Below are 25,945 nucleotides of genomic sequence, written 5' to 3'. Positions count from 1 at the left end.
TATGCCCCCGCTCCGTTGCGCTTCGCGATAGCGTTCACTCCGCGTCGTCGGCGTCCGCGTCGCCGCGTACAGAAGGAACGAACCGTACATCCCGGGCCCCCCACCCGGCGGAAGGACCCCTGACGCCATGCACGTCGTGATCATGGGATGTGGCCGCGTCGGCGCGTCCCTGGCCTCGGGCCTGGAGCGGCTCGGCCACGAGGTCGCGGTGATCGACCGCGACCCGCAGGCCTTCCGCAGGCTCGGCCCGGACTTCCGCGGGCGCCAGGTCGTCGGTTTCGGCTTCCACCGCAGCGTCCTCGACGAGGCCGGGCTGGAGTCCGCCGACGCGTTCGCCGCCGTCTCCTCCGGGGACAACTCCAACATCATCGCCGCCCGGGTGGCGCGCGAGAGCTACGGCGTCGGCAAGGTCGTCGCCCGGATCTACGACGCCAAGCGCGCCGCGGTGTACGAGCGTCTGGGCATCCCGACGGTCGCGACCGTCCCGTGGACGACCGACCGGCTGCTGCGCATGCTCCTGCCCGACGGCGTCGCCACCGCCTGGCGCGAGCCGACCGGCACCGTGGCCGTCCTGCCGCTGCCGCTGCACGAGGACTGGGTGGGGCGCCCGATCCGGGACCTGGAGCGGGCGACGAACTCGCGGGTCGCGTTCATCGTGCGGTTCGGCACCGGGGTGCTGCCGACCAAGGACACCACCGTGCAGCACGAGGACACCGTCTACGTGGCGGCGGTCTCGGGCACGGTCAGCGACGTGACGGCGGCCGCCGCGGCGCCGCCCGAGGAGGACTGATGCGGGTCGCGATCGCGGGGGCGGGCGCCGTCGGGCGGTCCATCGCGCTGGAACTGGTCGAGTCCGACCACCGGGTCATGCTGATCGAGCGCGAGCTGACCCACATCGACCCGAACGCCGTCCCCGAGTCCGAGTGGGTGCACGCCGACGCCTGCGAGCTGTCCTCGCTGGAGGACGCCGGCATCGAGGGCTGCGACGTCGTGATCGCCGCGACCGGCGACGACAAGGTCAACCTGGTGGTCTCGCTGCTGGCGAAGACCGAGTTCGGGGTCCGCCGGGTGGTGGCCCGGGTGAACGACCCGCGCAACGAGTGGCTGTTCGGCGAGAACTGGGGCGTCGACGTCGCGGTGTCGACGCCGCGGCTGCTGGCGGCGCTGGTCGAGGAGGCCGTCGCCGTGGGTGACCTGGTGCGGCTGCTGACGCTGCGCCAGGGGCAGGCGAACCTCGTCGAGGTGACGCTGCCCGAGGACACCCCGCTGGCCGGACGGCCGGTGCGGGTGCTGGAGCTGCCGACGGACTCGGCACTGGTGACGATCCTGCGCGGCGGCCGGGTGATCGTGCCCCAGCCCGACGACGCCCTGGAAGGCGGCGACGAGCTGCTGTTCGTGGCGACGACGGCGGTCGAGGAGGACATCCGCGCCGCCCTCATGTGACCCCGCCCGGGACCGGCGCGCGGACCTCGCGCGCCGGTACGGGTCAGGCGGTCGCGGTGCGGGCGCGCTCGGCGCGGCGCACGATGAGGATCGTGGCCAGGATCGCGACACCGGTGAGCGGGTAGCCCATCGCGAGCCGCGCGACGCCCAGCCAGGTCTCGGAGTCGGCCAGGTACAGCCCGCCCTGCACGACGACCTTCGCGAGGAAGGTCGTCGCCCACACCGCGGTGGCCCAGCCGTAGGCACGGACCAGGTGGGGGTCCCGGCGCCACTCGGTGCCGTGTCCGTTGATGCCGTGCCAGATCACCCCGGCCAGCGGCCAGCGGGCGATGATCGAGACCAGCGCGACGATCCCGAGGGCGCCGCTGTAGAGCAGACCGGGTAGGTAGAAGCCGCGGGCCTCGCCGGTCCGGCTCGCGACGAGCGCGCACACCCCGACGCCGAGCAGGCCGGAGATGGCCGGCATCACCGGGTCGCGCCGGACCAGCCGCCAGAGCAGCACCAGTACCCCGGCGCCGAGCGCGGCGTACAGCGCGGTCCGCAGGTCGCCGAGGACGTTGGCGACGACGAACACCACGACCGGGATCGTCGAGGCGACGATCCCGGTGACCCCGCCCATCTGCTCGAGCAGGGTGGGGGTCGGAGCCCGCCCGCCCGCGTCCGTCGCCGGTGCCGCCGCGGGCCCGGTCCGCTCCGGCTCGGGCCCGGCGGCGTGCGCCGGTGCCGTCACCGGCCGGCCGAGGGGCGCGGTCCGGTCCTGCGGGTCCACGTCGGGGACACGCGGGATCCGGGTGGTCGGGGCGTCGTGGTGGTGGTCGTTCAAGCCGGTCCGATCCGTCGGCTCAGGAGCAGACCGCGAGGGTCCCGCGGGTCACTGCGCCTGGCAGATCTCGTAGTACGGGTTGTAGAGCACCTTGCGACCGTCGCGGACCGAGATCCGTCCACGGACCCGCATGGTGCGCCCGGCCTCGATGCCGGGGATGCTCCGCCGGCCCATCCAGACCAGGGTGACGCCGTCGGTGCCGTCGAACAGCTCGGCCTTCAGCGTGGCGTCGGCGCTCTGCGGACAGAGGTCGACGCTGCGGATCCGGCCGAGCATCGTGACCTCCTCGCCGCAGGCGCAGTCGCGGGCCGGGCGTGCCCCGGTCTCCTCGACGTCCTCGGCGAGATCGCGCGCGTCGAGCTCGTCGACGTCGCTGGTGAGTTTGCGGAGCATCCGGCGGAACGCTCCGCCATCCGTGCTGCCCATGTCTCTCCTCGGCCCGCATCCGGTACCGGCCCGGGGTCACCGGACCCTCCGGTGACCCGCACTCGCGTGGCGACCCGACAGGGTGTCGTGGTGGCGCCGAGAGCGTAACGCGCGGACGCTCCGGTTTGTGCCCGTGGCGGCCCTGACCTCCCGGTCGCCGCCCCGCCGACCGGTTCCCGGGCCGCGCCCGGTGGTCGGTGGGCAGGCGCGGGCCGGGCGTACCGGACACCCGCGCCCACCGCACTCCCGCTCAGTCCCGGCGGTGCCGTCCGAGGTCGCGGGGACCGGTGCCGCCCGCGCGCCGACCGGACGACCACTGGCCGGTCAGCCCGGACCCGCCCGCCGCACGGCCGGCGTCGAGCGCGTCGGGGACGTCGTCGGTGTCGTCGTCCCCGGTGCCGGTGCGGGCCGGGTCCGCGTCCGCGGGGTCCTCGGCGGCGCGGGCCGCGGCCCGTCCGGCGGCGGCCCGGCTGGCCCGGTAGTCGGCCAGACCGGTGACGCCGCCGTGCGCGTCGGCGCGGTCGGCCCCCCGCCCGTCGGCGTCGGGTCCGCGGTCGGCCGACGCGCTGCGGAGCAGGTCCTGCAGGGCGCTGCGTGCCTCGTCGGCCGAGGTGGGACCGCCTCCGTGCCAGGGGCGGCCCGCGTCGCCCGCGGCCCGGAACAGGTCGTCCCCGCCCGGGCCCGGTTCGGCCCTGCCGTCCGTGCCGGGCTCGGCCCGGCCGTTCGTGCCCGGCTCGGCCCGGCCCGATTCCGGCCGGCCCGGTCTCGCCGGGTCGTCCGTTCCCCGGCCGGACGGGCGCGGCGACGCGGATTTCGCCGACACGTGGTTCGGCGGCGCGGGGTTCGCCGACGCGGGGTTCGCCGACGCGGGGCTCGCCGACGCGGGGCCGGCGGGCGTGGGACCCGCGGTGCCGCTCCCGGCGTCGGGGGCGGCGTCGGGTTCGCGGCGTCGTCCGCCGCCCGCGGGGGCATCGAGGGCGACGGCGGCGAGCAGGTCGGCCACCGAGGTGCCCGCCCCCGCTCCGTGCCGGCCGGAGCGGCGGCTGGCGGCGATCTCGGCGGACAGCCAGCCGTCGTCGTCCGGGGTGGGGTCGGCGGGTGCCGTGTGGCCGGGCGCGTCCGCGGAGGGGCGGGTGCCCCGCCGACGACGGGTGGGCGCGGGTGCGGCGGGCTCCGGCGGGGCCGGGAGCCGGTCGAGCGTGGCCTCCATCAGCGGCACGTCCGACAGCGGGATGTCCTCGATGGCCCCGGTGGGCTGCGCCGCCGGTGCGGGGGTGGCGGCCGGGGTGTCCCGGGTGCGCCCGGCGAGCAGGTCCGCGGCGTCGACACGGGTGGCGTCGGCGGCGCGGTCACGCCGGGAGCGCCGGCCCGCCCCACCGGTGCCCGGTGCGGCCGTGCCCGCGGCACCGCCGGCGGTGGTCGTGCTGCCGCGGGTCCCGCGCCCGTCCGCGGCGTCACCGGTCCCGAGGCCGGTCCCGGTGCCCGCACCGCCGCCGAGGGCCGGGCCGCCACCGGGAGCCGTACCGGCGTCGAGAGCCGAACGGCCGTCGAGGGCGGTGCCGGACAGGGAGGGGCCGTCGTCGAGGACGGCCGGCACGGGGGTGCCGGTGTCCAGGATGTCGCCGGCCGACGCGCCCCGGCCGAAACCGGTGAGCGGGGTCGCGGACCGGTCGTCCTCGGCACCCGCGAGCAGGTCGGCGACCGACAGCGCGGTCACCGCCGGGTCCCGGCGGGCCGGGGTCTCCACCGGCTCGGGCTCGGCGGCCCGGACCGGGGCGGCCGCGGACGGCGCCGGGTCCGGTGCGTGCAGCGGCGCCGGGGCGTGGATCGGCTCGCGGCCGGGCAGCGGGCGCGCACCGGTGTCGGCCCCGGGCCGGGCCGGGCCGGCCGCGGGGGCGACGCCACCCGTCGTCGGGATCGCGCCGGTCGGGGTCGCGCTGCCGGGGACGCCCCCGGCCGGGGCGCCGCCGAGGCGGTTCGCGCCGGTCCGGTCGGGCCGGGCCGGACGTCCGCGACGGCGGCCGGGCCGCGCCTCGGACCCGGGGGTGACCAGCGGGCCGCCGGTCAGCGCGGTGCGCTCGGCGGGCGACTCGTCGGCGCGGACGGCGGGGGTGAGCTCCGTGCGCTCCGCGGGCAGCTCGGCCGGAGCCGCCGCGGCGGGGCGGCGGACCTGCGGCAGCGCGCGGGTGCGCGGGTCGGCGTCCTCGACCGACGGGCGGGGGCCCACCGGCCCCGCGGGGGGCTGCGTGGCCCGGGCCGCGGGGGCGGCGGGCGCGGTGCGGCGCGGACCGGCCGGGCGGGCGGGCTCCACCGGCGTCGCCGGTTCCGCGGAGGCGGCGGCCGGCACCGGGCGGGCGCCGGTCGCCGGGCCGGACGGCACCGGGGTCGCGCCGGTGGTGCCCGACGGCACCGGGGTCGCGCCCGTCGCGCCGGTGGGGGCCGGGACGGAGACGGTGATGCTGGGTTTCTGGGGGGCGACCTCGGGCTGCTGCTCGCGCAGGTGCTCGGGCAGCTCCAGCGGCAGGACCGTCCGCGGCGGGTACGGCGACTTCCCGCGGACGACGATGATCCCCCGCAGCACGCGGCGGAGCTCGACGTCGAGGGCCTCGACGGTCTCCAGCGACGCCGTCGCCACGCCGTAGACCATCCAGCGCGGGCCGTCGCAGCCGACGAACACCGAGGCGGCGTTCTCGGTGCGGGCATGGAGCTCGCGGCCCCAGTCGCCGCGGGCGTTGCGCACCCGGGCGCCGCCCTTGCGCAGGGACTGCTCGATCTCCGCGGACAGGTCCGCCCACAGACCGGACGATCGTGGCGCGGCCAGCGCGCTCACCGCGATCCGGCCCTCGGCCAGCAGCAGGTGCACGGCCTGGGGGCGCTCGGCACCCGTGGGCTCCAGCTTCAGCTCGGCGCCGTAGGGCACCGGGACCTGCAGGGCACCGAGGTCGACGCGGGCGAGCGCGTCGGTCATCGACGGGTCGAGCTCCTCGACGTCGGCCGGGCCCAGCGGGCGGCCGCCGCTGCCGGGCGGCGGGACCGAGAGCGGGGCGTCGCCGACGCCGTACTCGTCCTCGTCGTACTCGTCCTCGTCGTACTCGTCCTCGTCGTCGTACTCGTCGTCGTCGTACTCGTCGTCGAGGTCGTCGGACGGCGGCGCGGAGGGGCGCCGGCCCCAGGACGGGTCGTCGGGGTCGCCGCCGTCGAAGCCCTGCGGGGTGCGGTCGCGGGCGTAGGCGAGTTCGTCGTCCTCGGCCCGGTGCGACAGCAGCGGCGGCTCCTCGTCGTCCCAGCGGCCGTCGGGGGCAACCCGGTCGTCGTGCGCGGCGGGTGCGGGGTCGGGCAGGCGCCCGGAGGCGCCGGTGGCGGGGGGACGGCCGGTGGCGTCGCGGCCGACCGCGCGCACCGCCGTCGTCGCCGCGGCGGTGCCGTCGGGGGCGGGGACGGCACCGGTTCGCGGGCCGGCCGGAAGGCCGTTCGCCGGTACCGGGCGGGGGCCGGCGGGGGGCACGGAGCCGTTGCGCCCCGGCGCGGGCGGCCTGCCGTTCGGCGCACCGGGTCCGGAGCCGTTGCGCGGGGCCGCGCCGTTCACCGGCGGCGCCCCGCGACGGGCGTCCTGCTCTGCATAGTGGTCGGCGTAGTCGTCGAAGTCGTCGATGTCGGAGTCGCCGTAGCCGGGATAGCCCGGATAGGCACCCGTCCCGGTGTCCTCGACCCCGTCCTCGGGACGGATGTCGAACATCCGACCGCGTGCGCGTCCCGGCATCTACTGGTCCCCTCCCCCGGCGACGAGCGCGGCGTTCCCGCCGGTCGAGCCGTGACCGGCGGCGCCGCGTACCGACGCGGGCAGCGCGGTGACCTCCACGAACCGGGCCGTCTCGACCCGCTGCACCACCAGCTGCGCGATGCGATCCCCCCGGTGCAGCTCCACCGGCGTGTCCGGGTCGGTGTTGACCAGGCACACCGTGATCTCGCCGCGGTACCCGGCGTCCACGGTGCCGGGTGCGTTGACGATCGACAGCCCGCAGCGGGCCGCGAGGCCGGACCGCGGGTGCACGAACCCGGCATAGCCCTCGGGCAGCGCGATCGCCACCCCGGTCCCGACGAGCGCCCGGCGCCCGGGCTGGAGGACCACGTCGGTGGTCGTCACGAGGTCGGCCCCGGCGTCCCAGGGCCGCGCGTACGCGGGGTGGGGGACGTCGGGGTCGAGCCGCATCAGCAGGACGTCGACGGACGCTGCTGCCGGCGGCTGGTCCGGGGGAGCGGGCACGGAACCGGGCACGGCGGGCGACGCTACCCTGGGCCCCGTGAGCGAACGGGTTCCGGAGACCGACTCTGCGACGGCTGGCCCTGCTGCGTTCGACGAGCGGTTGTCCGTCCCGGTGTGGTGGTACCTGCTCGCCGTCGGGCTCGGTGTCCTGATGGGCGCGCAGATCCACATGGGCTATCCCGGCCTGCGGGCGTGGCTGGGCTATCTGGTCATGGTGCCGCTGTGCGTCGGCGTCCTGTGGTGGATGGGCCGCAGCCGCACCACCGTCCGCGACGGCGTGCTGATCTCGAACGGCCGGGAGCTGCCGCTGTCCGCGGCCGGGGTCACCGACACCGTCGCGCGCGCCGACAAGCAGCAGGCGATGGGCCCCGACCTCGACCCGCAGGCCTACGTGCTGCACCGGGCGTGGGTGGGGCCGCTGGTGCGGGTCCAGGCGACCGGCCGCGAGGAGCCCTACTGGGTGCTCAGCACGCGCCGTCCCGACGCGCTGCGGGCGGCGATCGCCGCGCAGGCGCCGCACCCCCAGCAGAGCTGACCCCGCGGACGCACGACGGGCCCCGGCGGAGTCCGCCGGGGCCCGTCGTCGTGGTCCCGCAGTGCGGGCCCGGTCAGGCCGCGCAGTCGCGGCAGAGGAACTGCCCGCCCGAGGTGCTGGCGAGACGGCTCCGGTGGTGCACCAGGAAGCAGCTCGCACAGGTGAACTCGTCCGCCTGCTTCGGCAGGACGTTCACCGTCAGCTCCTCGCCCGACAGGTCCGCGCCCGGGAGCTCGTAGCTCTCCGCGGTGTCGGTCTCCTCGACGTCGACGACCGCGGACTGCGCCTCGTTGCGGCGCTGCTTGAGCTCGTCGAGCGAGTCCTCGGCCATCTCGTCGGCCTCATTGCGACGTGGGGCGTCGTAGTCGGTCGCCATCAGGTCTCACCCTTGCCTTACGTCCGTGCTGCTCGATTCGGCCCTCGAACAGCGGTACTTCGCATCGGTTGGTCGTCGCGTGCCGCTGAGGAACGTCGCGGGAAGCGGGTTTGTGCCCGGCGCCCGGAGTGACGCCGGTCTCACCTTCCCCGGTGGTCCGGGTGGCTCGTCCGCCGTGCGTCCTGTCGCGGCCGGTCCGGCACCGGCGGCGGGGAGGGTAGCCCAGCGTCCGGCGGGCGTCGCAGCGAGTCCCCCGATCACGCCGGGTGTCGCCCGGGCGCGGGCGCCGCCGGGCGCACTAGTGTCGCCCGGTGTGACGACGAGCGCCCGCACGCCCACGCCCGGTGCCGACCCCGCCACCGTCGGCGCGTGGCTGTCCACGGCCCTCGGCGACGAACGGTGGCGCGAGGCGCAGCTCACCTCGATCGGCGCCGGGCGGTCCAACCTGACCTATCGGGTCTCCTCCCCCGCCGGCGCCGTCGTGCTGCGTCGTCCGCCGGTCGGCGAGGTCGCCGCGACCGCCCACGACATGGGCCGCGAGCAGCGCGTGATCTCGGCTCTCGGGCCGAGCGCCGTGCCGGTCCCCGCGGTGCTGGCCGCCGACGACGGCGACGTGCTCGGCGCCCCCTGCTTCGTGATGGAGCTCGTCGACGGCGTCGTGCCGCTGGACGACCTGCCCGAGGGCTGGGCGTCCACCGAGGCGCAGCGCCGCGCCGCGGGCGACGCACTGGTGGACGTGCTGGCCGCGCTGCACGCCGTCGACCCGGCCGCGGCGGGGCTGGGTGACTTCGGTCGCCCGGACGGCTTCATGGAGCGCCAGATCCGCCGCTGGGGCACGCAGTGGGCCGCCGCCCGCGACGGCGACGACCCGGTCCCCGTCGACGCCGACGAGGAGTCCGAGCTCACCCGGCTGTCCGAGCGGCTGGCCGCCGACGTCCCCGCCGCGCAGCGGCACACCGTCGTGCACGGTGACTACCGGCTCGACAACTGCGTGTTCGACGCCGAGGACCCCGGCCGCATCCGCGCGGTGCTGGACTGGGAGATGTCCACCCTCGGCGACCCGCTGGCCGATCTCGGGCTGCTGCTCGTCTACTGGAAGCAGGACGGCGACGACGCCGTCTGGTCCGCGGCCCAGCCGCTGCCGAGCCCGACCGGCCTGCCCGGCTTCCCGACGCGGCGCGAGCTCGTCGCGGGCTACACCGCGCGGACCGGCCTCGACGCCGGTCCGCTGCCCTGGTACGTCGGGTTCGGCGCGTTCAAGCTGGCCGTCGTGCTCGCCGGGATCCTGGCCCGGGTCCGGGCCGGGTCGGTACCCGAGGAGATGGCCGAGGGCCTCGACGGGTCGGTCGGCCCGCTCGTCGCGCTGGGGCACCACGTCCTGGACGGAGGGTCGTTCTGATGCTTCCCACCCGTACCCGCGGCGACCGTCCCTACGAGCGGCGCCGGACCCGCCCCATCCTGGTCACCACCGCGCTGCTGGCCGTGCTGGCCGTGGCCACGTGGGCGGTCGTGCTGGGCACCGCCTCGGACGGCTCGGCGTCGACGAACTGCCCGGCGCCGTCGTCGGGGACCCTGGCGGGCTCGAAGGTCGACCGCACGGAGCTGGAGTCGGCCGCCCCGACCGCGCCGGACGACGTCCGGTTCCAGGTCCGCAACGCCGGCGGGCAGCGCGGCCAGGCCAACCTGGTGTCGGCCGAGCTGAAGGACCTGCAGTTCGGCGAGGCCGGTACGCCGGGCAACGACACCGTGTTCCCCGACGGCGACCTGGACTGCATCGGACAGCTGCGGTTCGGCCCGGACGGTGCGGCCTCCGCGTCGACGCTGGCGCTCGCGCTGCCGTGCGTCGAGCTGATCCGCGACGACCGGCAGGGCGCGGTGGTCGACGTCGTCGTCGGGTCGGCGTTCACCGACGTCGCACCGGGCCGCGCGGCCCGCGACGTGCTGGACCAGCTGTCCGCGCCGGGGACCGAGGGCGGCCCGCGGGCGGACCCGGGCCTGCTGGCCCAGGCCCGCGCCGCGGTCTGCTGAGCCGCGACCGTCCGGGCGGGGGGTCCGGACCGCTCAGACGGTGTCGGCGCCGCTGCGGCGGGCCAGTGCGGCCAGGTCGGCGGCGACCCCGGGCGCGGCGGCGAGGGTGACGTCGGCACCGAGGGCGTCGCCGGCGACGGGACCGCGGACGCCGGGGCTGCCCGCGACGTGCACGACGGCACCGGCCTCGGTCGCGATCAGCGCACCGGCCGCCCAGTCCCACCAGTTGCAGCCGTGCTCGAGGTAGCCGTCGAGCCAGCCGGCCGCGACCGCGCACAGGTCCAGCGACGCCGCGCCGGCCCGGCGCACGTCGCGGACCTCGGGGAGCATCGCCGCGACCATCCGGGCCTGGCGGGCGCGCCGCTCGGCGCGGTAGGCGAACCCGGTGCCGACCAGGGACTGGCCCAGCTCGGTCGTCGCCGCGGCGCGCAGGGGGCGCCCGTCGAGGGTCGCGCCGAGCCCGCGCCCGGCCGACCAGAGCCGTCCGGAGGCGGGCTCGGACACGGCACCGGCGACGCCCTCCCCGTCGAGGACGGCGGCGATCGAGATCCCGTACCAGGGCAGCCCGTAGAGGTAGTTCACGGTGCCGTCGATCGGGTCGACCACCCAGCGCGCGGCGGCGGCGTCGCCCGCACCCTCCTCCCCGTACACCGGCTCGCCGGGGCGCAGCTGCGCGAGCCGGTCCCTGACGAAGCGCTCCACCGACGCGTCGGAGGCGGTGACGACGTCGGTCGGCGAGGACTTCGTCGTGACGCCGTCGTCGTGCGGTGCGGGCAGGCCACGCAGGTGCTCCGCGGCCTCGGCCGCGACCTGCTCGGCGACGGCGCGCAGGGTGGCGGGATCGCTGCTCTCGTGCGGGCTCACCACCCCATCCGACCACGTGCGGAGCCACCCGGACGCGCGGGGCGGCGTGAGGTGCGTCCCCCCGGCCGGTACGCAGTTACAATGGAACGCGTTCCCCGTCTCCGGGACGCGCGGCGACCACCATCGACGCCGGCGACCGAGGCGGTGGCAGGACAGGACATCCCGGCCGTCGTGGCCTCGTCTCCCCCGACGAGCGCGCCGCGACCGGGCCGCGTAACGACTCCAGCGCACGTAGCGAGAGGGCCCAGGTGGCAGCCGCAGACTCCGCAGCACGCAGCGACTCGACCGTCGAACCGACGTCGGGTACCGCATCCCGCAGCCGCCGTACTTCCGGCACCACGAGCACCGCGTCGGCGACGACCGGCACCGCCAAGAAGCCGGCCGCACGCACCCGCAAGCCCGCCGCGGCGGGTGGCACGGTGACCAAGGCCGCGCCGAAGACCGGCCCGCGCAAGGCCGCCCCGAAGAAGGCCTCCACCAAGAAGGCCGACGGCGACGAGCCGGACGCCGACGGCGACGAGGTCGTCCTCGAGGACGGCGAGGTCGACGCCTCGGACATCGAGGCCGATCTGGCCGAGGCCGCGAAGGAGGAGACCGCCGACGAGTCGTCCGACGACGACGATGACGACGACTCCGACGACGAGACCAACACCGGCAAGAACCGGGTGGCGCCGACCACCCGGGCGTCGCAGCAGAAGTCGGCGGACTTCGTCTGGGACGAGGAGGAGTCCGAGGCCCTGCGCCAGGCGCGCAAGGACGCCGAGCTCACCGCCTCGGCCGACTCGGTCCGCGCGTACCTGAAGCAGATCGGCAAGGTCGCGCTCCTCAACGCCGAGGAGGAGGTCGAGCTCGCGAAGCGCATCGAGGCCGGCCTCTACGGCGCCGAGCGCATCCGCAAGGTCTTCGAGTCCAACGAGAAGCTGTCCCCGCAGCTGCGGCGCGACCTGCGCTGGATCGTGCGGGACGGCGAGCGCGCCAAGAACCACCTGCTCGAGGCGAACCTCCGGCTCGTGGTCTCGCTGGCCAAGCGCTACACCGGCCGCGGCATGGCGTTCCTGGACCTGATCCAGGAGGGCAACCTCGGCCTCATCCGTGCGGTCGAGAAGTTCGACTACACCAAGGGCTACAAGTTCTCGACCTACGCCACGTGGTGGATCCGGCAGGCCATCACCCGCGCGATGGCCGACCAGGCCCGCACCATCCGCATCCCGGTGCACATGGTGGAGGTCATCAACAAGCTCGGCCGCATACAGCGTGAGCTGCTCCAGGATCTCGGGCGCGAGCCCACTCCCGAGGAGCTCGCCAAGGAAATGGACATCACCCCGGAGAAGGTGCTGGAGATCCAGCAGTACGCCCGGGAACCCATCTCCCTGGACCAGACCATCGGCGACGAGGGCGACTCGCAGCTCGGTGACTTCATCGAGGACTCCGAGGCCGTCGTCGCGGTCGACGCGGTGAGCTTCACCCTGCTGCAGGACCAGCTGCAGTCGGTGCTGGCGACGCTGTCCGAGCGCGAGGCGGGCGTCGTCCGGCTGCGCTTCGGTCTCACCGACGGCCAGCCGCGCACCCTCGACGAGATCGGCCAGGTCTACGGCGTGACCCGCGAGCGGATCCGCCAGATCGAGTCGAAGACGATGTCGAAGCTGCGGCACCCGTCGCGGTCCCAGGTGCTGCGCGACTACCTGGACTGAGCACCACCCGTCGCACGACGAGGGCCCCGCCGGACGATCCGGCGGGGCCCTCGTCGTCCGCGGTCAGAACAGGTCCGGCGTCGCGGGTGCGACGTCGTCGAGGAACGCGGTGACGGCCGGCACGAGGGTCGCCGTCTCCCCCACCAGGCCGATGTGCGAGGTCGCGGGCAGCACCACCAGGCGCGCACGGGGGACCGCCTGCAGCATCCCGGTCGCCGCGGCACGTTCGTCACCGCCGCCGAGCAGGCGGAACATCTCCACCGCGTGCTCGGGCCGCACGCCGTCGGCGTCGCCGACGATCACCATGGACCGGGCCGTGATCGCACGCATCCGGTCGTCGGGGATCTCCTGGTCCTCGGCGTTGAGGACCTTCACCTTCTCCACCCACGCCGCGAACGCGACGGGGTCCGGCGTGTGCTCCAGGAAGGCCGTCTCGACGGGCGAGCCGGCCAGTGTCGTCGCGTCCATCCCCGTGATCGCGGCGTGCACGGCCGGGTACCAGCCGTCGCGGCGGAACGTCGCGGCCATCACGACCAGCTTGCCGACGAGGTCCGGATGCCGGAGCGCGAGCTGCAGCGCCACGCCGCCGCCCTGCGAGTAGCCCATCACGTCCGCCCGGCCGACGCCCAGGGCGCGGAGCAGCGCCGCGGCGTCGTCGGCGAACTGCTCGTAGGACAGCGCACGGGGCACGTCCGGTGTCCGGCCCTGGCCCTGCATGTCGGCGACGACCACGGTGCGGTCGCCGGCGAGCCCGGCCGCCCACGCCGCCATCGAGCCGGCGGCCATGAACGCACCCGGCAGCAGGAGCAGCGGCGGCGACGTCCCGAGCTCGCCGTACACCTCGTGGTACAGGTCCAGGCCGTCGACCGGCAGGTGCCCGCTCGAGGTCGGCGACGGGGTGGTGGTGGCCGCTCCGGTCATGGTGTCTCCCGCGGTGGGTCGAGGGTCCGTCCCCTACCGACCGTGCCGGGGCCGCGGACTCATCGGCCCCGGCAGCGCCGTCAGCCCGTCTTGGACAGCTGCCCGCGCACCGCGCCGGTCCGGTACTGCTCGGTGTGGGTGTCCACGAACCAGGCCGCCGGGTTGGCCTCCAGGTCCTTGACCGTGAACCCGGTGCCGGTGTCGACGCCGCCGACGACCACGCCGGTGGTGAACGGCCCCTGCAGGCAGCCCTTGCTGGTCATCGGGCCGCCGGGCGGGCCCTGCGGGTCCGGGAAGACCATCCGCGGGTTGCCGAACTCGTTCGGCTGCCCCTCCTGCAGGTGCGTGGCGGTCCGCGCGGGGCTGCTGAACGGCGGGGTGACCCCGGTCATCCGGATGTCGTAGCAGACGATGTCCTGCCGGCTGTTCAGGCGCAGGGTGAACTGTCCGCTCGCGCCCTGCTGGCCGGGCACCGGTGCGCCGTCGTCGGCGCGGACCGCGTCCGGGGTCAGGGTCGCGGTGAGCGTGCTGGTGAACGTGGGGGGCTCCGGTACGGGTGCGTCCTCGGCCAGCGCCGGTGACGCGGTGAGTGCCAGTGCCGCCACCGCGCAGAGCGCGCCCCCGGCCCACCTGGTCGACCACGGTCCCATCGGTTCCCCCTCGTGTTCCACGCGTCGCTGCGGGGCAAGCATGCGGACACCGGGGCCCGGACGCGCCCCCTCGGGGCGTTGTCGACCGCTTCGTGTGGGGCACCGCCCGATCCGGTTTCGACCGGCCGATCGGGGGCAGGGCCGCCGAAAACCGGGCGATTCTGTCGGGGGTCGCGGTTAACGTCGATCACCGACGGCGCCGGAGATCCCGTAGCGCGGTCTCGTCGGGGGTGTCGAGGGTGCGCGCGCTGTCCTGGCGTCGGCTGGGTGGACCGGTGTCGGTCGTGGCGGTGGGCGCCGCGGTGGTGGCCGCGGTGGCGGAGGCGACGGCGGCGACCGTGGTGGGGGCGGTGGTGAGCGGGCCGACGGCCACCCTGGTCGCCGTGCTGGCCGCGCTGCTGCTGGGCGCCGCCCTGCTGGACACCCTGGGCCGGGTCCTGTTCTCCGGGGTGGTCGGGCGCGCGGAGGGAAGGCTCCGGTCGGACCTCGTGGGGTCCGCGCTGGCGCAGCCGCTGCCCGCGCTGGAGGACCAGGCGGTCGGTGAGCTCCTCGACCGGGTCGACGACGACTGCCGCCAGCTCGCCCAGCTCATCCGGCGGATCGGCTGGGAGACGGGCCGCTCGCTGCTGCGCTCGGTCGTCGCGTGGATCGTCGCCGGACTGGTGTTCTGGCCGGCGTTCGTCGTGTTCCCGCTGGTCGCCGCCGTGATCGTGCTGGTGGCGCGGCCGTTGACGCCGCAGATCGCGCGGGCCAAGGTCGCCGAGGAGACGGCCTGGTCGGACCACGCGGCGCAGCTGGAGGAGGCGGTCGCCGGGCAGGACGACGTGCGCACCTCGCTGGGCCAGCCGCACGTGGTGGCCGGGTTCGCCCGCCGGGCCGCGACGGTCGTCGCACGCACCCACGAGGTGTGCCGGATCGCGACCCGGCTCGGGCTGCGGACGGGCACCGTCGCGCACGCGCTGCTCGGGGCGCTCGCGCTCGGCGGGGTGTGGCTGGTCGCCGGCGACCCGGGCGGGATCGCCGCGCTGGTCACGCTGTGGCTGCTGGTCACCGCGTTCGTCGGGCAGATCGACGCGGTCGTCGACCGGATGCCCGACATCCAGGCCGGTCTGGGCGCGCTCACCCGGGTGTCGTCGCTGCTGGAGACCGAGCGGGAGCCCGAGGGCGGCCGTCCGCTGCCGCCGGGGCCCGCGGCGGTGGAGCTGCGCGGGCTGACCGCCGGGTACGACGACGGGTTCCGCCTGGGCGGGATCGACCTGACCGTCCCGGCCGGGACGACGTGCGCGCTGCTCGGCCGCACCGGCTCGGGGAAGTCGACGGTCACCAAGGTGCTCTCGCGCGCCGTGGAGCCGCCGCGCGGGCAGGTGTTCCTGGCCGGGGTCGACGTGCGCGATCTCGACCTGGACGGGCTGCGCCGCGCGGTCGGGGTCGTCACCCAGCGCACCGAGGTCCTGGCGGCGACGCTCGCGGAGAACGTCACCCTGTTCGACCCCGCCGTCCCGCGCGGCGCGGTCGAGGCCGCGACGGCCGCGCTGGGTCTCGACGAGTGGGTCGAGGCCCTGCCCGACGGCCTGGACACCCGCCTCGGCACCGGCGGGATCGCCCTGTCCTCCGGCGAGGAGCAGCTGGTGGCCTTCGCCCGGCTGCTGGTGCGCGACGTCGCCGTCGTCGTGCTGGACGAGGCCACCGCGCGGATGGACCCGCGCACCGAGGAGCGGGTGACCCGCGCGTCGCGGGCGCTGCTCGCGGGCCGCACCGGGATCGTCGTGGCGCACCGGCTGTCGACGATCCGCCGCGCCGACGCCGTCGCGGTGCTGTCCGACGGCCGCCTGGTCCAGCACGGTGCGCGGGAGCAGCTGGCCGCCGAGCCGGGCCGCTACGCCGACCTGCTCGCCGCGGACCGGTCCCTGCCCGGGTCCACGGGCGCCGCCGGCGCCGTCGGGACCGGGCCCGCGACGGCGCGGCGCGACGGTGCGGTCGCCGTCGCCGACCCGGGGTCGCCGCTGCTGCACCGGGCGGTCCGGCGTGCGGTGCCGCCCGTGGACCCGGTGCCCGCTCCCCCGTTGTGGCGGGTCGTGCTGCGGCTGGCGCTGGCCCACCCGCGCTGGGGGCTGGCCGGCGGGTCGATGTTCACCCTCGCCACCCTGGGCTCGGCCACCGGTGTGCTCACCGGCTGGCTGTGGGGGCTCGTCGTCGCGGGGCTGGAGGGCGGCGGCACGCCGTGGGGGCCCGCCGTCGCGCTGACGGTGGTGCTGATGCTGTTCCCGGTGTGGATCGCCGTCGCGTTCCGCACCTACCCGCGCTGGTGGTCCGCGACGACGCTGCGGCTGCGGCTCGGGGTGCTGCGCGGGCAGACCATGCAGCGGCGTGGTCCGCGCTCCCCCGCGGGCGAGGTCGTGGCGCGGGCGCTGGACTCGGACCGGATGATCCTCTACGTGGACCGCTGGGTCGACGTCACCAACTCGGTGGTCGTCGTCGTGGTGGCCGGGCTGGTGGCGGCCGACGTGCGGGCGGCCGCCGTCATCGGCGGGTTCCTGCTGGTCTGCGCGGGCGTCGCGGCGATCGGGGCGCCGTTCGCGGGGCGCTCCGGGCGGATCGCGGCCGACGCCCGGGCCCGGTTCGGCACCGCGCTGGGGTCGGTCCTGGAGTCGGTGCGCACGGTGAAGCTCGCCGCCGCGACCGGCGCGCTGCGGGCCCACCTCGGCGCCGTCGACGGCGACCGGGTCCGGGCCACGGTCCGCGAGTACCGGGTGCGCACGCTGCTCGACGGTGTCCCCGGTGTGCTGCTGCAGGGCGCGGTGGTGCTCACCTGGTCGCTGTACCTGGCCGGGACCTGGCCGCTGGCGACGGCGCTGCTGGTGTCGACCACGCTGAACGGGGCCGGGTTCCTCGGGCAGGTGTGCGCGGCCGCGGTCACCGAGGCCCCGATCGCACGGCGCTGGCTGCGGGCCGTCGCCCCGTTCGCGGGTCCCGCGGACCTGACCCGGCTGCCGCCGGGGGTCGACCTGGCCACCGGGGCCGCGCCGGCCCCGGGGCCGGTGGAGCGCGAGCCGCTGCAGCGACTGAGCCTGGAGAAGGTCGCCGCCGTGCACGACGACGGCACCGTCGGCGTCGAGGGTGTGGACCTCGACATCGACGCGGGCTCGCTGGTGCTGGTCACCGGCCAGGTCGGGTCGGGCAAGTCCAGCCTGCTCGCGGGCCTGGCCGGGCTCGTGGGGCACGAGGGCGTCATCCGGTGGAACGGGCGCGCGGTCGAGGATCCGCAGACGTTCCTGCGTCCCGGGCAGGTCGCCTACGTCGGGCAGGTCCCGCGGGTGCTCTCGGGCACGTTCGGCGACAACATCGCCCTCGGGCACGACCGGCCGGTGCAGGACGCGGTCGGCGACGCCCGACTCGACCGGGACGTGGCCGCGGCGGGCGGGCCGGACGCCGTCGTCGGACACCGGGGCATCCGGCTGTCGGGCGGGCAGGTGCAGCGGGTCGCGATGGCCCGGGCGCTGGCGACCGGCGCCGAACTCATCGTCGCCGACGACGTGTCCTCCGCGCTGGACGTCCGCACCGAGATCGAGCTGTGGGCCGCGCTGCGCCGCCGCGGCAGCACCGTGGTCGGCGCGAGCACGAAGCGGGCGGCGCTGGCCCGGGCGGACCGGGTGGTCGTGCTGGACCGCGGGCGGGTCGCCGACGAGGGCACCTGGGACGAGCTGTCGGTGCGGTGGTCGCACCTGGCGGGCTGAGCCCGGTACCGCGGGCCCGGCCGGCTCAGCCGGGCGGGAGCGGGTGCCGGACGAGGAACGTCAGTACCTCGTCGGTTGCGCGCCGCTCCAGGAAGTAGGCGTGCCGGGCCCCGGGCAGCACGACGAGTTCGGCGCCGGGGATGCGCCGGGCGAGGCGGAGCCCGTTGTCGGGCGGGGTGAGCTCGTCGTCGCCGCCGTGCAGCACCAGGGTCGGGGCGGTGATCGTGGCGACCGCGTCCCACGCGTCGTGCCGTGCGCTCGCGCGGCGGTGGCCCGCCCGCGCAGCCGGACTCATCGTGTCGTCGCCGAGGACGGGCAGCGGGTCCGGGATCTCTGGGCCTGCCATGAGGCGGCGCAGCTCGCCGGCGTGGGTCGCCGGCTCGGCCAGGCGGCGCGGTACGTCCGGGTCGGGCGCGACGGTGCCGGGTCCGCCCGCGGTGGTGCAGCCGAGCACCAGCGCGCCGACCCGGTCGGGGTGGTCGGCGGCCACCCACTGCGCGACCCGGCCGCCCATCGACGTGCCGTAGACGTGGGCGCGACCGATCCCAGCCGCGTCGAGGACGGCGACGACGTCGCGGGCGAAGCGGCGGGTGCTCCAGTCGTGGTCGGCCGCGTCGTCGCTGGTCCCGGTGCCGGCGGTGTCGACGGCGACGGTGCGGTACCCGGCGAGGCCCTCGCGTACGGAGCTCCACCAGTGCCGCGCGTTGGCCTGCCCGGCCAGCAGGACCAGCGGCTCGCCACTCCCCCGGACGTCGAACCCGATTCCGGTCCCGTCCGGTGCGACGGCCCGTGCACTCACCGGACCACCCGCGGCTCGGGCCAGCCGATGCTCGGGGTGTGGCCACGCATGTTCCGCAGCCACCAGGCGTAGTCGTCGGGGACGAGTGAGAACGGGTCGTCATGGCCGAGCTCGCGGGCGGCCCACACCGGCCAATGCGGGTTGGCCAGCGCCGGCCGCCCCAGCAACACGACGTCCAGGGCGCCGGACCGGACGGCCTCGTCGGCGGTCTGCGGTACACCGAGGTTCCAGCTCGCCGCGACCGGGATGCCGATCTCCGCACGGATCCGCCGGGCCCGATCGACCCACGCGCCCTGCTCGCCGCGCATCGCGTCGCGCGAGTCGGGGGTGTTCCCGCCGAAGGACAGGTCGGCCAGGTCCAGGCCGTGCTCGCGCATCCAGCCGATCGCGGTGACGGCGTCGTCGAAGGTGGTGCCGTCGGGGTGCAGGTCGTCGGCGCCGAGCCGCATGGTCAGCGGGTACTCCTGCGGCCACGCCCCGCGGACGGCGTCGAGCGCCTCCAGCAGGAACCGCGCGCGGTTCTCCAGGCTGCCGCCGTAGGCGTCGGTGCGGCGGTTGGAGATCGGCGAGAAGAAGCTCGACCCGAGGTAGCCGTGGGCGAAGTGCAGCTCCATCCACCGGTAGCCCGCCTCGGCGGCACGGCGGGCGGCGTCGGCCCACGCGCGGTGCAGACCGTGGATCTCGGCGACGGTCAGCTCGTGGACGGCGTGGTCGTGCTTCGGCCCGCCGAACGGCACCGGCGACGGTCCGGAGGTCAGCCAGCCGTCGGGATGCTCGGGCGGGAGCTGGGCCTTGCCCTCCCAGGGGAGCTGCTCGCTGCCCTTGCGGCCGGTGTGGGCCAGTTGGATCCCTGCGACCCCGCCCATCGCCTCGACCATGGCGACGGTGCGGGCGTGCCCGGGGACCTGGTCGTCGCGCCAGAGCCCGGCGCAGTGCACCGAGGTGCGCCCCTCGGCGCTGACGGCGATCTGCTCGCCGAAGACGAGTCCGAACCCGCCCGCCGCCCGGGCCCCGAGGTGCATGAGGTGGAAGTCGCCCATGTGCCCGTCGTGTGAGCGGTACATGGTCATCGGCGACATCGCGATGCGGTTGCGCAGGGTCACGCCCTGGAGCGTGTACGGGCTGAACAGGTGCGCCATTCCACGGACTACCCCGGGCGGCGGTGGATCACCGCGGCTCAGCCGCAGTGGTTCTCGTGCCCGGTGTGCGCGGCGTGCTCGACCTGCAGGGTGGAGTGGTCGAGCCCGAACCGCTCGCGCAGTTCGTGCCCGGCGCGGTCGAGCACCGAGGAGTCCCCGCAGTGCGCGGAGACCTCCTCGTCGACGACGACGTGCGCCGACATCGCGGGGGTGCGGTCGTTGATCGCCCACACGTGCAGGTCGTGCACGTCGGCGACTCCCTCGACGGCCAGCAGCGCCGCCTTGACCTCCTGGGCGTCGATGCCCTTGGGCGCCCCCTCCAGCAGGACGTGCGCAGCCTCGCGCAGCAGCGACACCGCGCGCGGGAGGATCAGCGCGACGATGAACAGCGAGGCGACCGTGTCCGCGTAGGGCCAGCCGGTCGTCATCAGGACGACGGCGGCGGCGAGCACGCCCACCGAGCCGAGGGCGTCGCCGAGGACGTGCAGCATGGCACCGCGCATGTTCATGTTCCCGCGGTCGCCGCCGGCCAGGACGGCCAGCGACACCAGGTTGCCGACCAGGCCGAGCACGCCGATGACCAGCAGCGGCAGGCCCGGGATCTCCGCGGGCACGAACAGCCGCTGCACCGCCTCGACGCCCACCCACACCACGACCGCGACGAGGGTCAGCGCGTTCAGTGCGGCGACGAGCACCTCGGCCCGGCCCATCCCGTAGGTCCGCGACGTCGTCGCCGGGCGGGCGGCGAGCACGCTGGCGATCAGCGCCGCGACCAGCGCCCCGGCGTCGGTCAGCAGGTGGCCGAGGTCGGCCAGCAGCGCGAGCGAGCCGGTGTACACCGCGCCCGCCGCGCCGAGGACCGCCGTGACGAGGGTGACGGCCAGTGCCGTCGCGAGCCGGCGGCGGTCGGTGCCCGCCCCGGCGTGCCCGTGGCCCGACCCGCCGCCGTGTCCGTGTCCGTGCCCCATGCGGCCACCATACATGCATACATTCGCATGTGAAGCGTTCGCGGCCGGGCTCAGCCGGTGGGGACCACCACGGACTCGATGCTCAACGCCCCGTCCTCGACGCCGACCCGGGCGGTGCTGCCCGCGCCGATCCGCCCGTCGAGCAGCATCGACGACAGCGGGTTGTCGAGCTCGCGGCGGATGGTGCGGCGCAGCGGACGCGCCCCGAACTCGGGGGCGTGCCCGTGCTCGGCGAGCAGCGCGACGGCGTCGTCGCTGATCTCGAAGCCGATGTCCATCCGGCCGAGCCGGTCGCGGGTGTCGTCGAGCAGCAGCCGGGTGATCCGGGTGAGCTGCTCGGCCTCGAGCCGGCGGAAGACGATGGTCTCGTCGATCCGGTTCAGGAACTCGGGCCGGAAGACCTCCCGCAGCCGCGGCATCAGCCGGTCGCGCAGCACCGCGTCCTCCCGCTCGGCGGGGGTGGTGCCCGGACCGGCGGCCGGGCCGAAGCCGAGCGTGGTGCCGTGCCCGGTGATCAGCTCCGACCCCACGTTGGAGGTCATGATGATCACCGTGTGCCGGAAGTCGACGGTGCGGCCCTGGCCGTCGGTGAGCCGGCCGTCGTCGAGGACCTGCAGCAGCGTGTTGAACACGTCCGGGTGCGCCTTCTCGATCTCGTCGAGCAGCAGCACCGAGTACGGCCGCCGGCGCACCGCCTCGGTCAGCTCGCCGGACTCGCCGTAGCCGACGTAGCCGGGCGGGGCGCCGACCATCCGCGCGACGGTGTGCTTCTCGCCGTACTCGCTCATGTCCAGGCGGACCATGCGGTCCTCCTCGCCGAACAGCGCGACGGCCAGGGCGCGCGCCAGCTCGGTCTTGCCGACCCCGGTGGGGCCGAGGAACAGGAAGCTGCCCACCGGGCGGTTCTCGTCGCCGAGCCCGGAGCGCGAGCGGCGGATGGCCTCGGCCACGGCGGTGACCGCGGCGTCCTGCCCGACGACGCGCTGGTGCAGCTCGTCCTCCAGCTTGAGCAGCCGGTCCCGCTCGGCCTCGGTGAGCTGGGCGACCGGGATGCCGGTGGAGCGCGCGACGACCTCGGCGATCTCCTCGACGCCGACGACGGGTGCGCGGCCGTCGGGGTCGGTGGGGTCGGCGGCCAGCTCCTCGCGGGCGGCGGTGATCTCGTCGCGCAGCTGGGAGGCCTTCTCGTAGTCCTCGTGCGCGACGGCCTGGTCCTTGTCGCGCTGCAGCGCGTCGAGGCGCTGCTCGACGGCCCGCCGGTCCACGGTGGGGGTGCGGGTGCGCAGCCGGACCCGGGCCCCGGCCTGGTCGAGCAGGTCGATCGCCTTGTCCGGCAGGAACCGGTCGGTGACGTAGCGGTCGGACAGCTCCACCGCCGCGCGCAGCGCGTCCGGGGTGTAGCGGACCTGGTGGTGGGCCTCGTAGCGGTCGGCGAGGCCGCGCAGGATCGTGACGGCGTCCTCCACCGACGGCTCGGGCACCAGCACCGGCTGGAAGCGGCGGGCCAGCGCGCTGTCGGACTCGATGTGGCGGCGGTACTCGTCGAGCGTGGTGGCGCCGATGACGTGCAGCTCGCCGCGGGCCAGCGCGGGCTTGAGCAGGTTCCCGGCGTCCATCGCGCCGCCGTCCCCTCCCCCGGTGCCCGCGCCGACCATCGTGTGCAGCTCGTCGATGAACACGATCAGCGCGTCGCTGTGCGACCGGATCTCCTCGATCAGCGTGCGCATGCGTTCCTCGAAGTCGCCGCGGTACTTGGTGCCGGCGACCACCCCGGCCAGGTCCAGCTGCACGACACGGCGTCCGCGCAGGGTGTCGGGCACCTCGCCGTCGGCGATGCGCTGGGCGATCCCCTCGACGACGGCGGTCTTCCCGACCCCGGCCTCCCCGATCAGCACCGGGTTGTTCTTGGTCCGGCGGGACAGGACCTCGACGGTCTGCTCGATCTCGTCGGCGCGGCCGATGACCGGGTCCAGCCGACCGCCGCGGGCGGCCTCGGTGAGGTCCTGGCCGTACTGGTCCAGGGTCGGGGTGCCGGTGTCCGCGACCGCGCCCGGGTCCGGGGTGCCCGTCGCGCCCGGCCCGGCGGGGGCCTGCGGGGTCATCGCGCCGGGGCTGAACCGGGAGCGGGCGAGCAGCCGGCCCGCGGCGGAGTCCTCGTTGGCGGCGAGCGCGAGCAGCAGGTGCTCGGGTCCGATGTAGCTCGACCCGAGCGAGCGGGAGATCTGGTGCGCGTCGAGCAGCGCGCGCTTGGCCGACGGCGTCAGCGACGGCGGCCGCCCCGCGTCGTGGCCGCCGCCGGGGCGTGGCAGGCGCTCCTCCAGGATGCGGGCGATCGTGTCCGGGTCGCCGCCGGCACGGGCGATCCAGCCGCGGGTGGAGTCGGTGCGGGCGCAGGCCAGCAGGATGTGCGTGGCGTCGAGGTCGGTGTCACCGCGTTCCGCGGCCTCCTGGGCGGCCCGGGCCATGATCTCGCGGGCACCGCCGCTCAGCAGCCGCGTCAGGTCGATCCGGTGCACCGGGCCGCGGGGGTCGCCGGGGCCGAAGAAGTCGGTCATCGTCCACCTCTCGTCGGGTCGGGGCGATCGACCGCTTTCCCGGTGCCGGGCCCGTCGAAACCGTCCGCCTCAGGAGGTGGCGAGCACGTCCGCGGCGACGTCGCGGCAGACCTGCCAGCCGTGCTCGACCCCGAGCCCGCCCGGGTAGGTGGTGAGGACGGCCAGCGCGCGGTCCTCCCAGGCCAGCACGCAGTGCACGTTCCAGCCGTCGCCGCCGTGCAGGGTCCAGCCGTTCTTCTCCGCGACGGCGCCGGACAGCACGGGCCGGATCCCGGACCGCCCGTCCGGGGTGACGGCGTCGAGGTCGGCGAGCAGCTCGGGTCCGACGGGCAGGGCCGGGGCGCGCTCGCGCACGCAGGCGAGGACGCGGGCGGCGTCGAGCGCGCTGACCTGTGTGTACGACCACCACCCGGGCCGCGACGTCGACACCGTCACCCCGCACTCCGGGCCGAGCCGCGCGGTGCTCGCGTCCCGGCCGAGCGCCCGGTAGAGGCGTTCGGCGGCGGCGTCGTCGGAGGCGCGGACGGCGGCGGCGATGTCGGCACGTACGGCGGGCGGGACCGGGAGGCCCCGCTGCGCGGCGGCCCGCAGGGTGTCCAGGGCCAGCCAGGCCTTGATCGTCGACTCGGCCTCGCTGCGGCGGGTCGCGGCGTCCGCGGAACCGGTCCAGCGGCCGTCGCCGGTGTCCAGCAGCGCCCAGGACACGGCGAGCCCCTCCTCCCCCTCCCGGTCGACGGCGAGCGTGCCGGGCGCGAGGTCGAACGGGTCGGCCGTCGCCGACCCGGTGATCGCCGCGAGGAGCTCGCGCAGGGTGCCGGGCGGCTCCGCGTCGGCCGCGGGGGCGTGCTGCAGCCGGGCGACGGACGGGGGTGTCTCGGCCGGGCCTGCCAGGGCCGTCGACACCGGCCTGGCGGCCCTGGCGGCCCCGGCGGCCCCGGCGGCCGGAGCCAGCACGAGCGCGGCGACGACGGCGAGCACCGCTCCCCGTGCCGCCCGGGACCGTCGGCGTCCCGGCCTCCGCTCCACCACGGCTCCTCCGGTCGTGGGCACCCGGTCGGTTGCCCACGACCGACATCGTGCCCCGATCGTGGCCGACCCGGACAGGGAGAACAGAACGTTCACACGGGATTATCAGGATCGTCGACGCACCTCGTGCGGCGCGTCGTCACCCGGCGTCATACCGTCACGCAACGACCGGTCGACCGACGACGAGTGGGGGTGGCGGAGTGGGCTGGACGCGCACGATGCCGGTGGAACGGATCCTGGCCCGGAGCGAGCACGGGGACGGGGGTGCCGACGGGCACGGGACGCCGCTCAAGCGCACGCTGAAGGCCCGTGACCTGGTCGGATTCGGTGTCGGCATCATCATCGGCACCGGCATCTTCACCCTCGCCGGGGTCGAGGCCCAGCAGCACGCGGGCCCCGCCGTCACGCTGTCGTTCCTGATCGGTGCGGTCGTCGCCGGGCTCGCCGCCGTCTGCTACGCCGAGCTGGCCTCCTCGGTCCCGACGGCGGGCTCGGCCTACACCTACGCCTTCGCCACCCTCGGCGAGGTCTTCGCCTGGATCATCGGCTGGGACCTGCTGCTGGAGTTCGGCCTCGGCCTCGCCGTCGTCTCGCGGAGCTGGTCCGGCTACCTGGCATCGCTGTTCGGGCTGCCGACGGCGTGGTTCGGCGAGGACGCGACGGTCAACGTCGGCGCGGTGCTGATCATCGCGCTGCTGACGGTCGTCGCGGTGGCGGGCATCCAGCAGTCGGCGCAGCTGACGAACCTGCTGGTGCTGGTGAAGCTCGCGGTCTGCGTGCTGATCCTGGCCGTGGGCGTGTTCTACATCGACCCGGCCAACCTGCAGCCGTTCATCCCGCCGGCGCAGGCACCCGAGGACGGCGGCTCGGTGTTCACCCAGCCGATCATCTCCGGGGTGTTCGGGCTCGCACCGACCGTGTTCGGCGTGGGCGGCATGCTCACCGCGGCCGCGGTGGTCTTCTTCGCCTACACCGGGTTCGAGGCGCTGGCCAACCTCGGCGAGGAGGCGAAGCGTCCCAACCGCGACCTGAAGATCGGCCTGCTCGGCGCGCTCGCCATCTGCGCGGTGCTCTACGTCGGCGTCTCGATCGTGCTCACCGGGATGGTCCCCTACACCGAGATCGACACCGGCGCCCCGCTGGCGTCGGCGTTCGCCGGCGTCGGGCTGCCGTGGGTGGGCGCGCTGATCGCGCTCGGCGCGGTCACCGGGCTGACCTCGGTGATGATGGTGGAGCTCGTGACCATCGGCCGGATCGGCTTCGCGATGGGTCGCGACGGCCTGCTGCCGAAGGCCATCGGCACCGCGCACCCGAAGTGGGGCACCCCGCACCACATGACGGTCATCGGTGGTGTCGTCTGCGCGGTGATCGCGGCGTTCACCCCGATCACCGCACTGGCCGACATGGTGTCGATCGGCGCGCTCTCGGCGATGATCATCGTGGCGATCGCGGTGCCGGTGCTGCGCCGGACCCGCCCCGACCTCGACCGGCCGTTCACCGTGCCGTTCTCGCCGGTGGTGCCGGCGATCACCGCGATCGCGTGCCTCTACCTGATGCTGAACTTGAACCTGGACACGTGGATCCGGTTCGTCGGCTGGCTGCTGCTCGGCCTCGTCGTCTACGGCGTCTACGGGCGGAAGCACTCGTTCCTCGCGCGCGAGGAGCGGGAGGGTTCCGGGGCCGGGCGGGACCGGGCCTGAGCC

20 protein-coding genes and 1 pseudogene are annotated in these 25,945 nt (G+C 75.8%); 8 read left to right on the top strand and 13 right to left on the bottom strand.

Annotation, left to right across the window (positions count from 1 at the left end; genetic code table 11):
- The first annotated feature begins 127 nt into the window (after positions 1-127).
- Positions 128-790, top strand: coding sequence for a potassium channel family protein (locus MTO91_RS11520; RefSeq protein WP_073576989.1), 663 nt, complete (start codon positions 128-130; stop codon positions 788-790).
- Entirely contained in the window at positions 790-1,443 is a 654-nt protein-coding gene (locus tag MTO91_RS11515; RefSeq protein WP_405417596.1) for a potassium channel family protein, read from the top strand. Before MTO91_RS11520 ends, MTO91_RS11515 begins: the two co-directional genes overlap by 1 nt.
- A gap of 43 nt (positions 1,444-1,486) precedes the next feature.
- Here MTO91_RS11515 and MTO91_RS11510 read toward each other — a convergent pair whose 3' ends face one another.
- The 4 genes from MTO91_RS11510 to dut form a co-directional block, all read right to left on the bottom strand.
- Positions 1,487-2,266: a DUF3159 domain-containing protein gene (locus tag MTO91_RS11510; RefSeq protein WP_208826458.1), complete on the bottom strand. Its 780-nt coding sequence runs from the start codon at positions 2,264-2,266 to the stop codon at positions 1,487-1,489.
- 48 nt (positions 2,267-2,314) lie between these two features.
- A complete protein-coding gene (locus MTO91_RS11505; RefSeq protein ID WP_020622832.1) occupies positions 2,315-2,692 on the bottom strand; it encodes an OB-fold nucleic acid binding domain-containing protein in 378 nt (125 codons plus the stop codon).
- 250 nt (positions 2,693-2,942) lie between these two features.
- Positions 2,943-6,452: a DUF3710 domain-containing protein gene (locus tag MTO91_RS11500; RefSeq protein WP_476654486.1), complete on the bottom strand. Its 3,510-nt coding sequence runs from the start codon at positions 6,450-6,452 to the stop codon at positions 2,943-2,945.
- On the bottom strand, positions 6,453-6,968 hold the full coding sequence (gene dut / locus MTO91_RS11495) for a dUTP diphosphatase (RefSeq protein ID WP_476654485.1): 516 nt from the start codon (positions 6,966-6,968) through the stop codon (positions 6,453-6,455).
- A gap of 25 nt (positions 6,969-6,993) precedes the next feature.
- Here dut and MTO91_RS11490 point away from each other — a divergent pair, with 25 nt between their 5' ends.
- Positions 6,994-7,491, top strand: coding sequence for a DUF3093 domain-containing protein (locus tag MTO91_RS11490; protein WP_208819638.1), 498 nt, complete (start codon positions 6,994-6,996; stop codon positions 7,489-7,491).
- Between the two features lie 73 nt (positions 7,492-7,564).
- On the opposite strand, the gene MTO91_RS11485 is transcribed toward MTO91_RS11490, so the two are convergent.
- Positions 7,565-7,867: a DUF4193 domain-containing protein gene (locus tag MTO91_RS11485; protein ID WP_010223990.1), complete on the bottom strand. Its 303-nt coding sequence runs from the start codon at positions 7,865-7,867 to the stop codon at positions 7,565-7,567.
- A 313-nt stretch (positions 7,868-8,180) separates the two neighbouring features.
- Here MTO91_RS11485 and MTO91_RS11480 point away from each other — a divergent pair, with 313 nt between their 5' ends.
- Both MTO91_RS11480 and cei read left to right on the top strand, forming a co-directional pair.
- The gene (locus tag MTO91_RS11480) at positions 8,181-9,266 is read left to right on the top strand and encodes a phosphotransferase family protein (RefSeq protein WP_476654484.1); all 1,086 of its coding nucleotides are present in this window, start codon (positions 8,181-8,183) and stop codon (positions 9,264-9,266) included.
- Positions 9,266-9,895, top strand: coding sequence for an envelope integrity protein Cei (cei, locus tag MTO91_RS11475; RefSeq protein ID WP_224402768.1), 630 nt, complete (start codon positions 9,266-9,268; stop codon positions 9,893-9,895). Before MTO91_RS11480 ends, cei begins: the two co-directional genes overlap by 1 nt.
- A 33-nt stretch (positions 9,896-9,928) precedes the next feature.
- On the opposite strand, the gene MTO91_RS11470 is transcribed toward cei, so the two are convergent.
- Positions 9,929-10,759, bottom strand: coding sequence for an inositol monophosphatase family protein (locus tag MTO91_RS11470; protein ID WP_405417610.1), 831 nt, complete (start codon positions 10,757-10,759; stop codon positions 9,929-9,931).
- Between the two features lie 230 nt (positions 10,760-10,989).
- Here MTO91_RS11470 and MTO91_RS11465 point away from each other — a divergent pair.
- Positions 10,990-12,450 (top strand): annotated as a pseudogene (locus tag MTO91_RS11465) (RNA polymerase sigma factor); the annotation flags it as partial.
- Positions 12,451-12,513: 63 nt separating this feature from the next.
- On the opposite strand, the gene MTO91_RS11460 reads toward MTO91_RS11465, so the two are convergent.
- Both MTO91_RS11460 and MTO91_RS11455 read right to left on the bottom strand, forming a co-directional pair.
- Positions 12,514-13,371 carry an alpha/beta fold hydrolase gene (locus MTO91_RS11460; RefSeq protein WP_476654483.1) on the bottom strand — a complete coding sequence of 286 codons (858 nt, stop codon included), beginning with the start codon at positions 13,369-13,371 and terminating at the stop codon, positions 12,514-12,516.
- A gap of 80 nt (positions 13,372-13,451) precedes the next feature.
- Positions 13,452-13,976 (bottom strand): CHRD domain-containing protein, encoded by a 525-nt coding sequence (locus MTO91_RS11455; protein WP_476654482.1) that lies wholly within the window; start codon positions 13,974-13,976, stop codon positions 13,452-13,454.
- 284 nt (positions 13,977-14,260) lie between these two features.
- On the opposite strand from MTO91_RS11455, the gene MTO91_RS11450 reads away from it, so the two are divergent.
- On the top strand, positions 14,261-17,755 hold the full coding sequence (locus MTO91_RS11450) for an ATP-binding cassette domain-containing protein (protein WP_476654481.1): 3,495 nt from the start codon (positions 14,261-14,263) through the stop codon (positions 17,753-17,755).
- Positions 17,756-17,780: 25 nt separating this feature from the next.
- Here MTO91_RS11450 and MTO91_RS11445 read toward each other — a convergent pair whose 3' ends face one another.
- From MTO91_RS11445 to MTO91_RS11425, 5 genes are all read right to left on the bottom strand, one after another.
- The gene (locus MTO91_RS11445) at positions 17,781-18,554 is read right to left on the bottom strand and encodes an alpha/beta fold hydrolase (RefSeq protein WP_405417623.1); all 774 of its coding nucleotides are present in this window, start codon (positions 18,552-18,554) and stop codon (positions 17,781-17,783) included.
- Positions 18,551-19,693, bottom strand: coding sequence for an NADH:flavin oxidoreductase/NADH oxidase (locus tag MTO91_RS11440; protein ID WP_476654480.1), 1,143 nt, complete (start codon positions 19,691-19,693; stop codon positions 18,551-18,553). The genes MTO91_RS11445 and MTO91_RS11440 overlap by 4 nt, the downstream gene beginning before the upstream one ends.
- Before the next feature lie 38 nt (positions 19,694-19,731).
- Positions 19,732-20,661, bottom strand: coding sequence for a cation diffusion facilitator family transporter (locus tag MTO91_RS11435; RefSeq protein ID WP_405417629.1), 930 nt, complete (start codon positions 20,659-20,661; stop codon positions 19,732-19,734).
- Between the two features lie 50 nt (positions 20,662-20,711).
- Positions 20,712-23,216 (bottom strand): ATP-dependent Clp protease ATP-binding subunit, encoded by a 2,505-nt coding sequence (locus tag MTO91_RS11430; RefSeq protein ID WP_476654479.1) that lies wholly within the window; start codon positions 23,214-23,216, stop codon positions 20,712-20,714.
- Positions 23,217-23,285: 69 nt separating this feature from the next.
- On the bottom strand, positions 23,286-24,242 hold the full coding sequence (locus MTO91_RS11425) for a hypothetical protein (RefSeq protein WP_476654478.1): 957 nt from the start codon (positions 24,240-24,242) through the stop codon (positions 23,286-23,288).
- A 200-nt stretch (positions 24,243-24,442) separates the two neighbouring features.
- On the opposite strand from MTO91_RS11425, the gene MTO91_RS11420 reads away from it, so the two are divergent.
- The gene (locus tag MTO91_RS11420) at positions 24,443-25,942 is read left to right on the top strand and encodes an amino acid permease (protein WP_476654477.1); all 1,500 of its coding nucleotides are present in this window, start codon (positions 24,443-24,445) and stop codon (positions 25,940-25,942) included.
- Positions 25,943-25,945: the final 3 nt, after the last annotated feature.

The organism is Pseudonocardia sp. 2-7, assembly GCF_056341085.1.
Note: the sequence above shows the minus strand (reverse complement) of the source record. Positions and strands in the feature narration are given on the sequence as shown.

Bases quoted from the DNA above. Each gene is read 5' to 3' on its own strand.
- MTO91_RS11500 (WP_476654486.1), bottom strand. From the start codon at position 6,452: ATGCCGGGACGCGCACGCGGTCGGATGTTCGACATCCGTCCCGAGGAC.
- MTO91_RS11440 (WP_476654480.1), bottom strand. From the start codon at position 19,693: ATGGCGCACCTGTTCAGCCCGTACACGCTCCAGGGCGTGACCCTGCGC.
- MTO91_RS11515 (WP_405417596.1), top strand. From the start codon at position 790: ATGCGGGTCGCGATCGCGGGGGCGGGCGCCGTCGGGCGGTCCATCGCG.
- MTO91_RS11435 (WP_405417629.1), bottom strand. From the start codon at position 20,661: ATGGGGCACGGACACGGACACGGCGGCGGGTCGGGCCACGGGCACGCC.
- MTO91_RS11460 (WP_476654483.1), bottom strand. From the start codon at position 13,371: ATGACCGGAGCGGCCACCACCACCCCGTCGCCGACCTCGAGCGGGCAC.
- cei (WP_224402768.1), top strand. From the start codon at position 9,266: ATGCTTCCCACCCGTACCCGCGGCGACCGTCCCTACGAGCGGCGCCGG.
- MTO91_RS11505 (WP_020622832.1), bottom strand. From the start codon at position 2,692: ATGGGCAGCACGGATGGCGGAGCGTTCCGCCGGATGCTCCGCAAACTC.
- MTO91_RS11520 (WP_073576989.1), top strand. From the start codon at position 128: ATGCACGTCGTGATCATGGGATGTGGCCGCGTCGGCGCGTCCCTGGCC.
- MTO91_RS11430 (WP_476654479.1), bottom strand. From the start codon at position 23,216: ATGACCGACTTCTTCGGCCCCGGCGACCCCCGCGGCCCGGTGCACCGG.
- MTO91_RS11485 (WP_010223990.1), bottom strand. From the start codon at position 7,867: ATGGCGACCGACTACGACGCCCCACGTCGCAATGAGGCCGACGAGATG.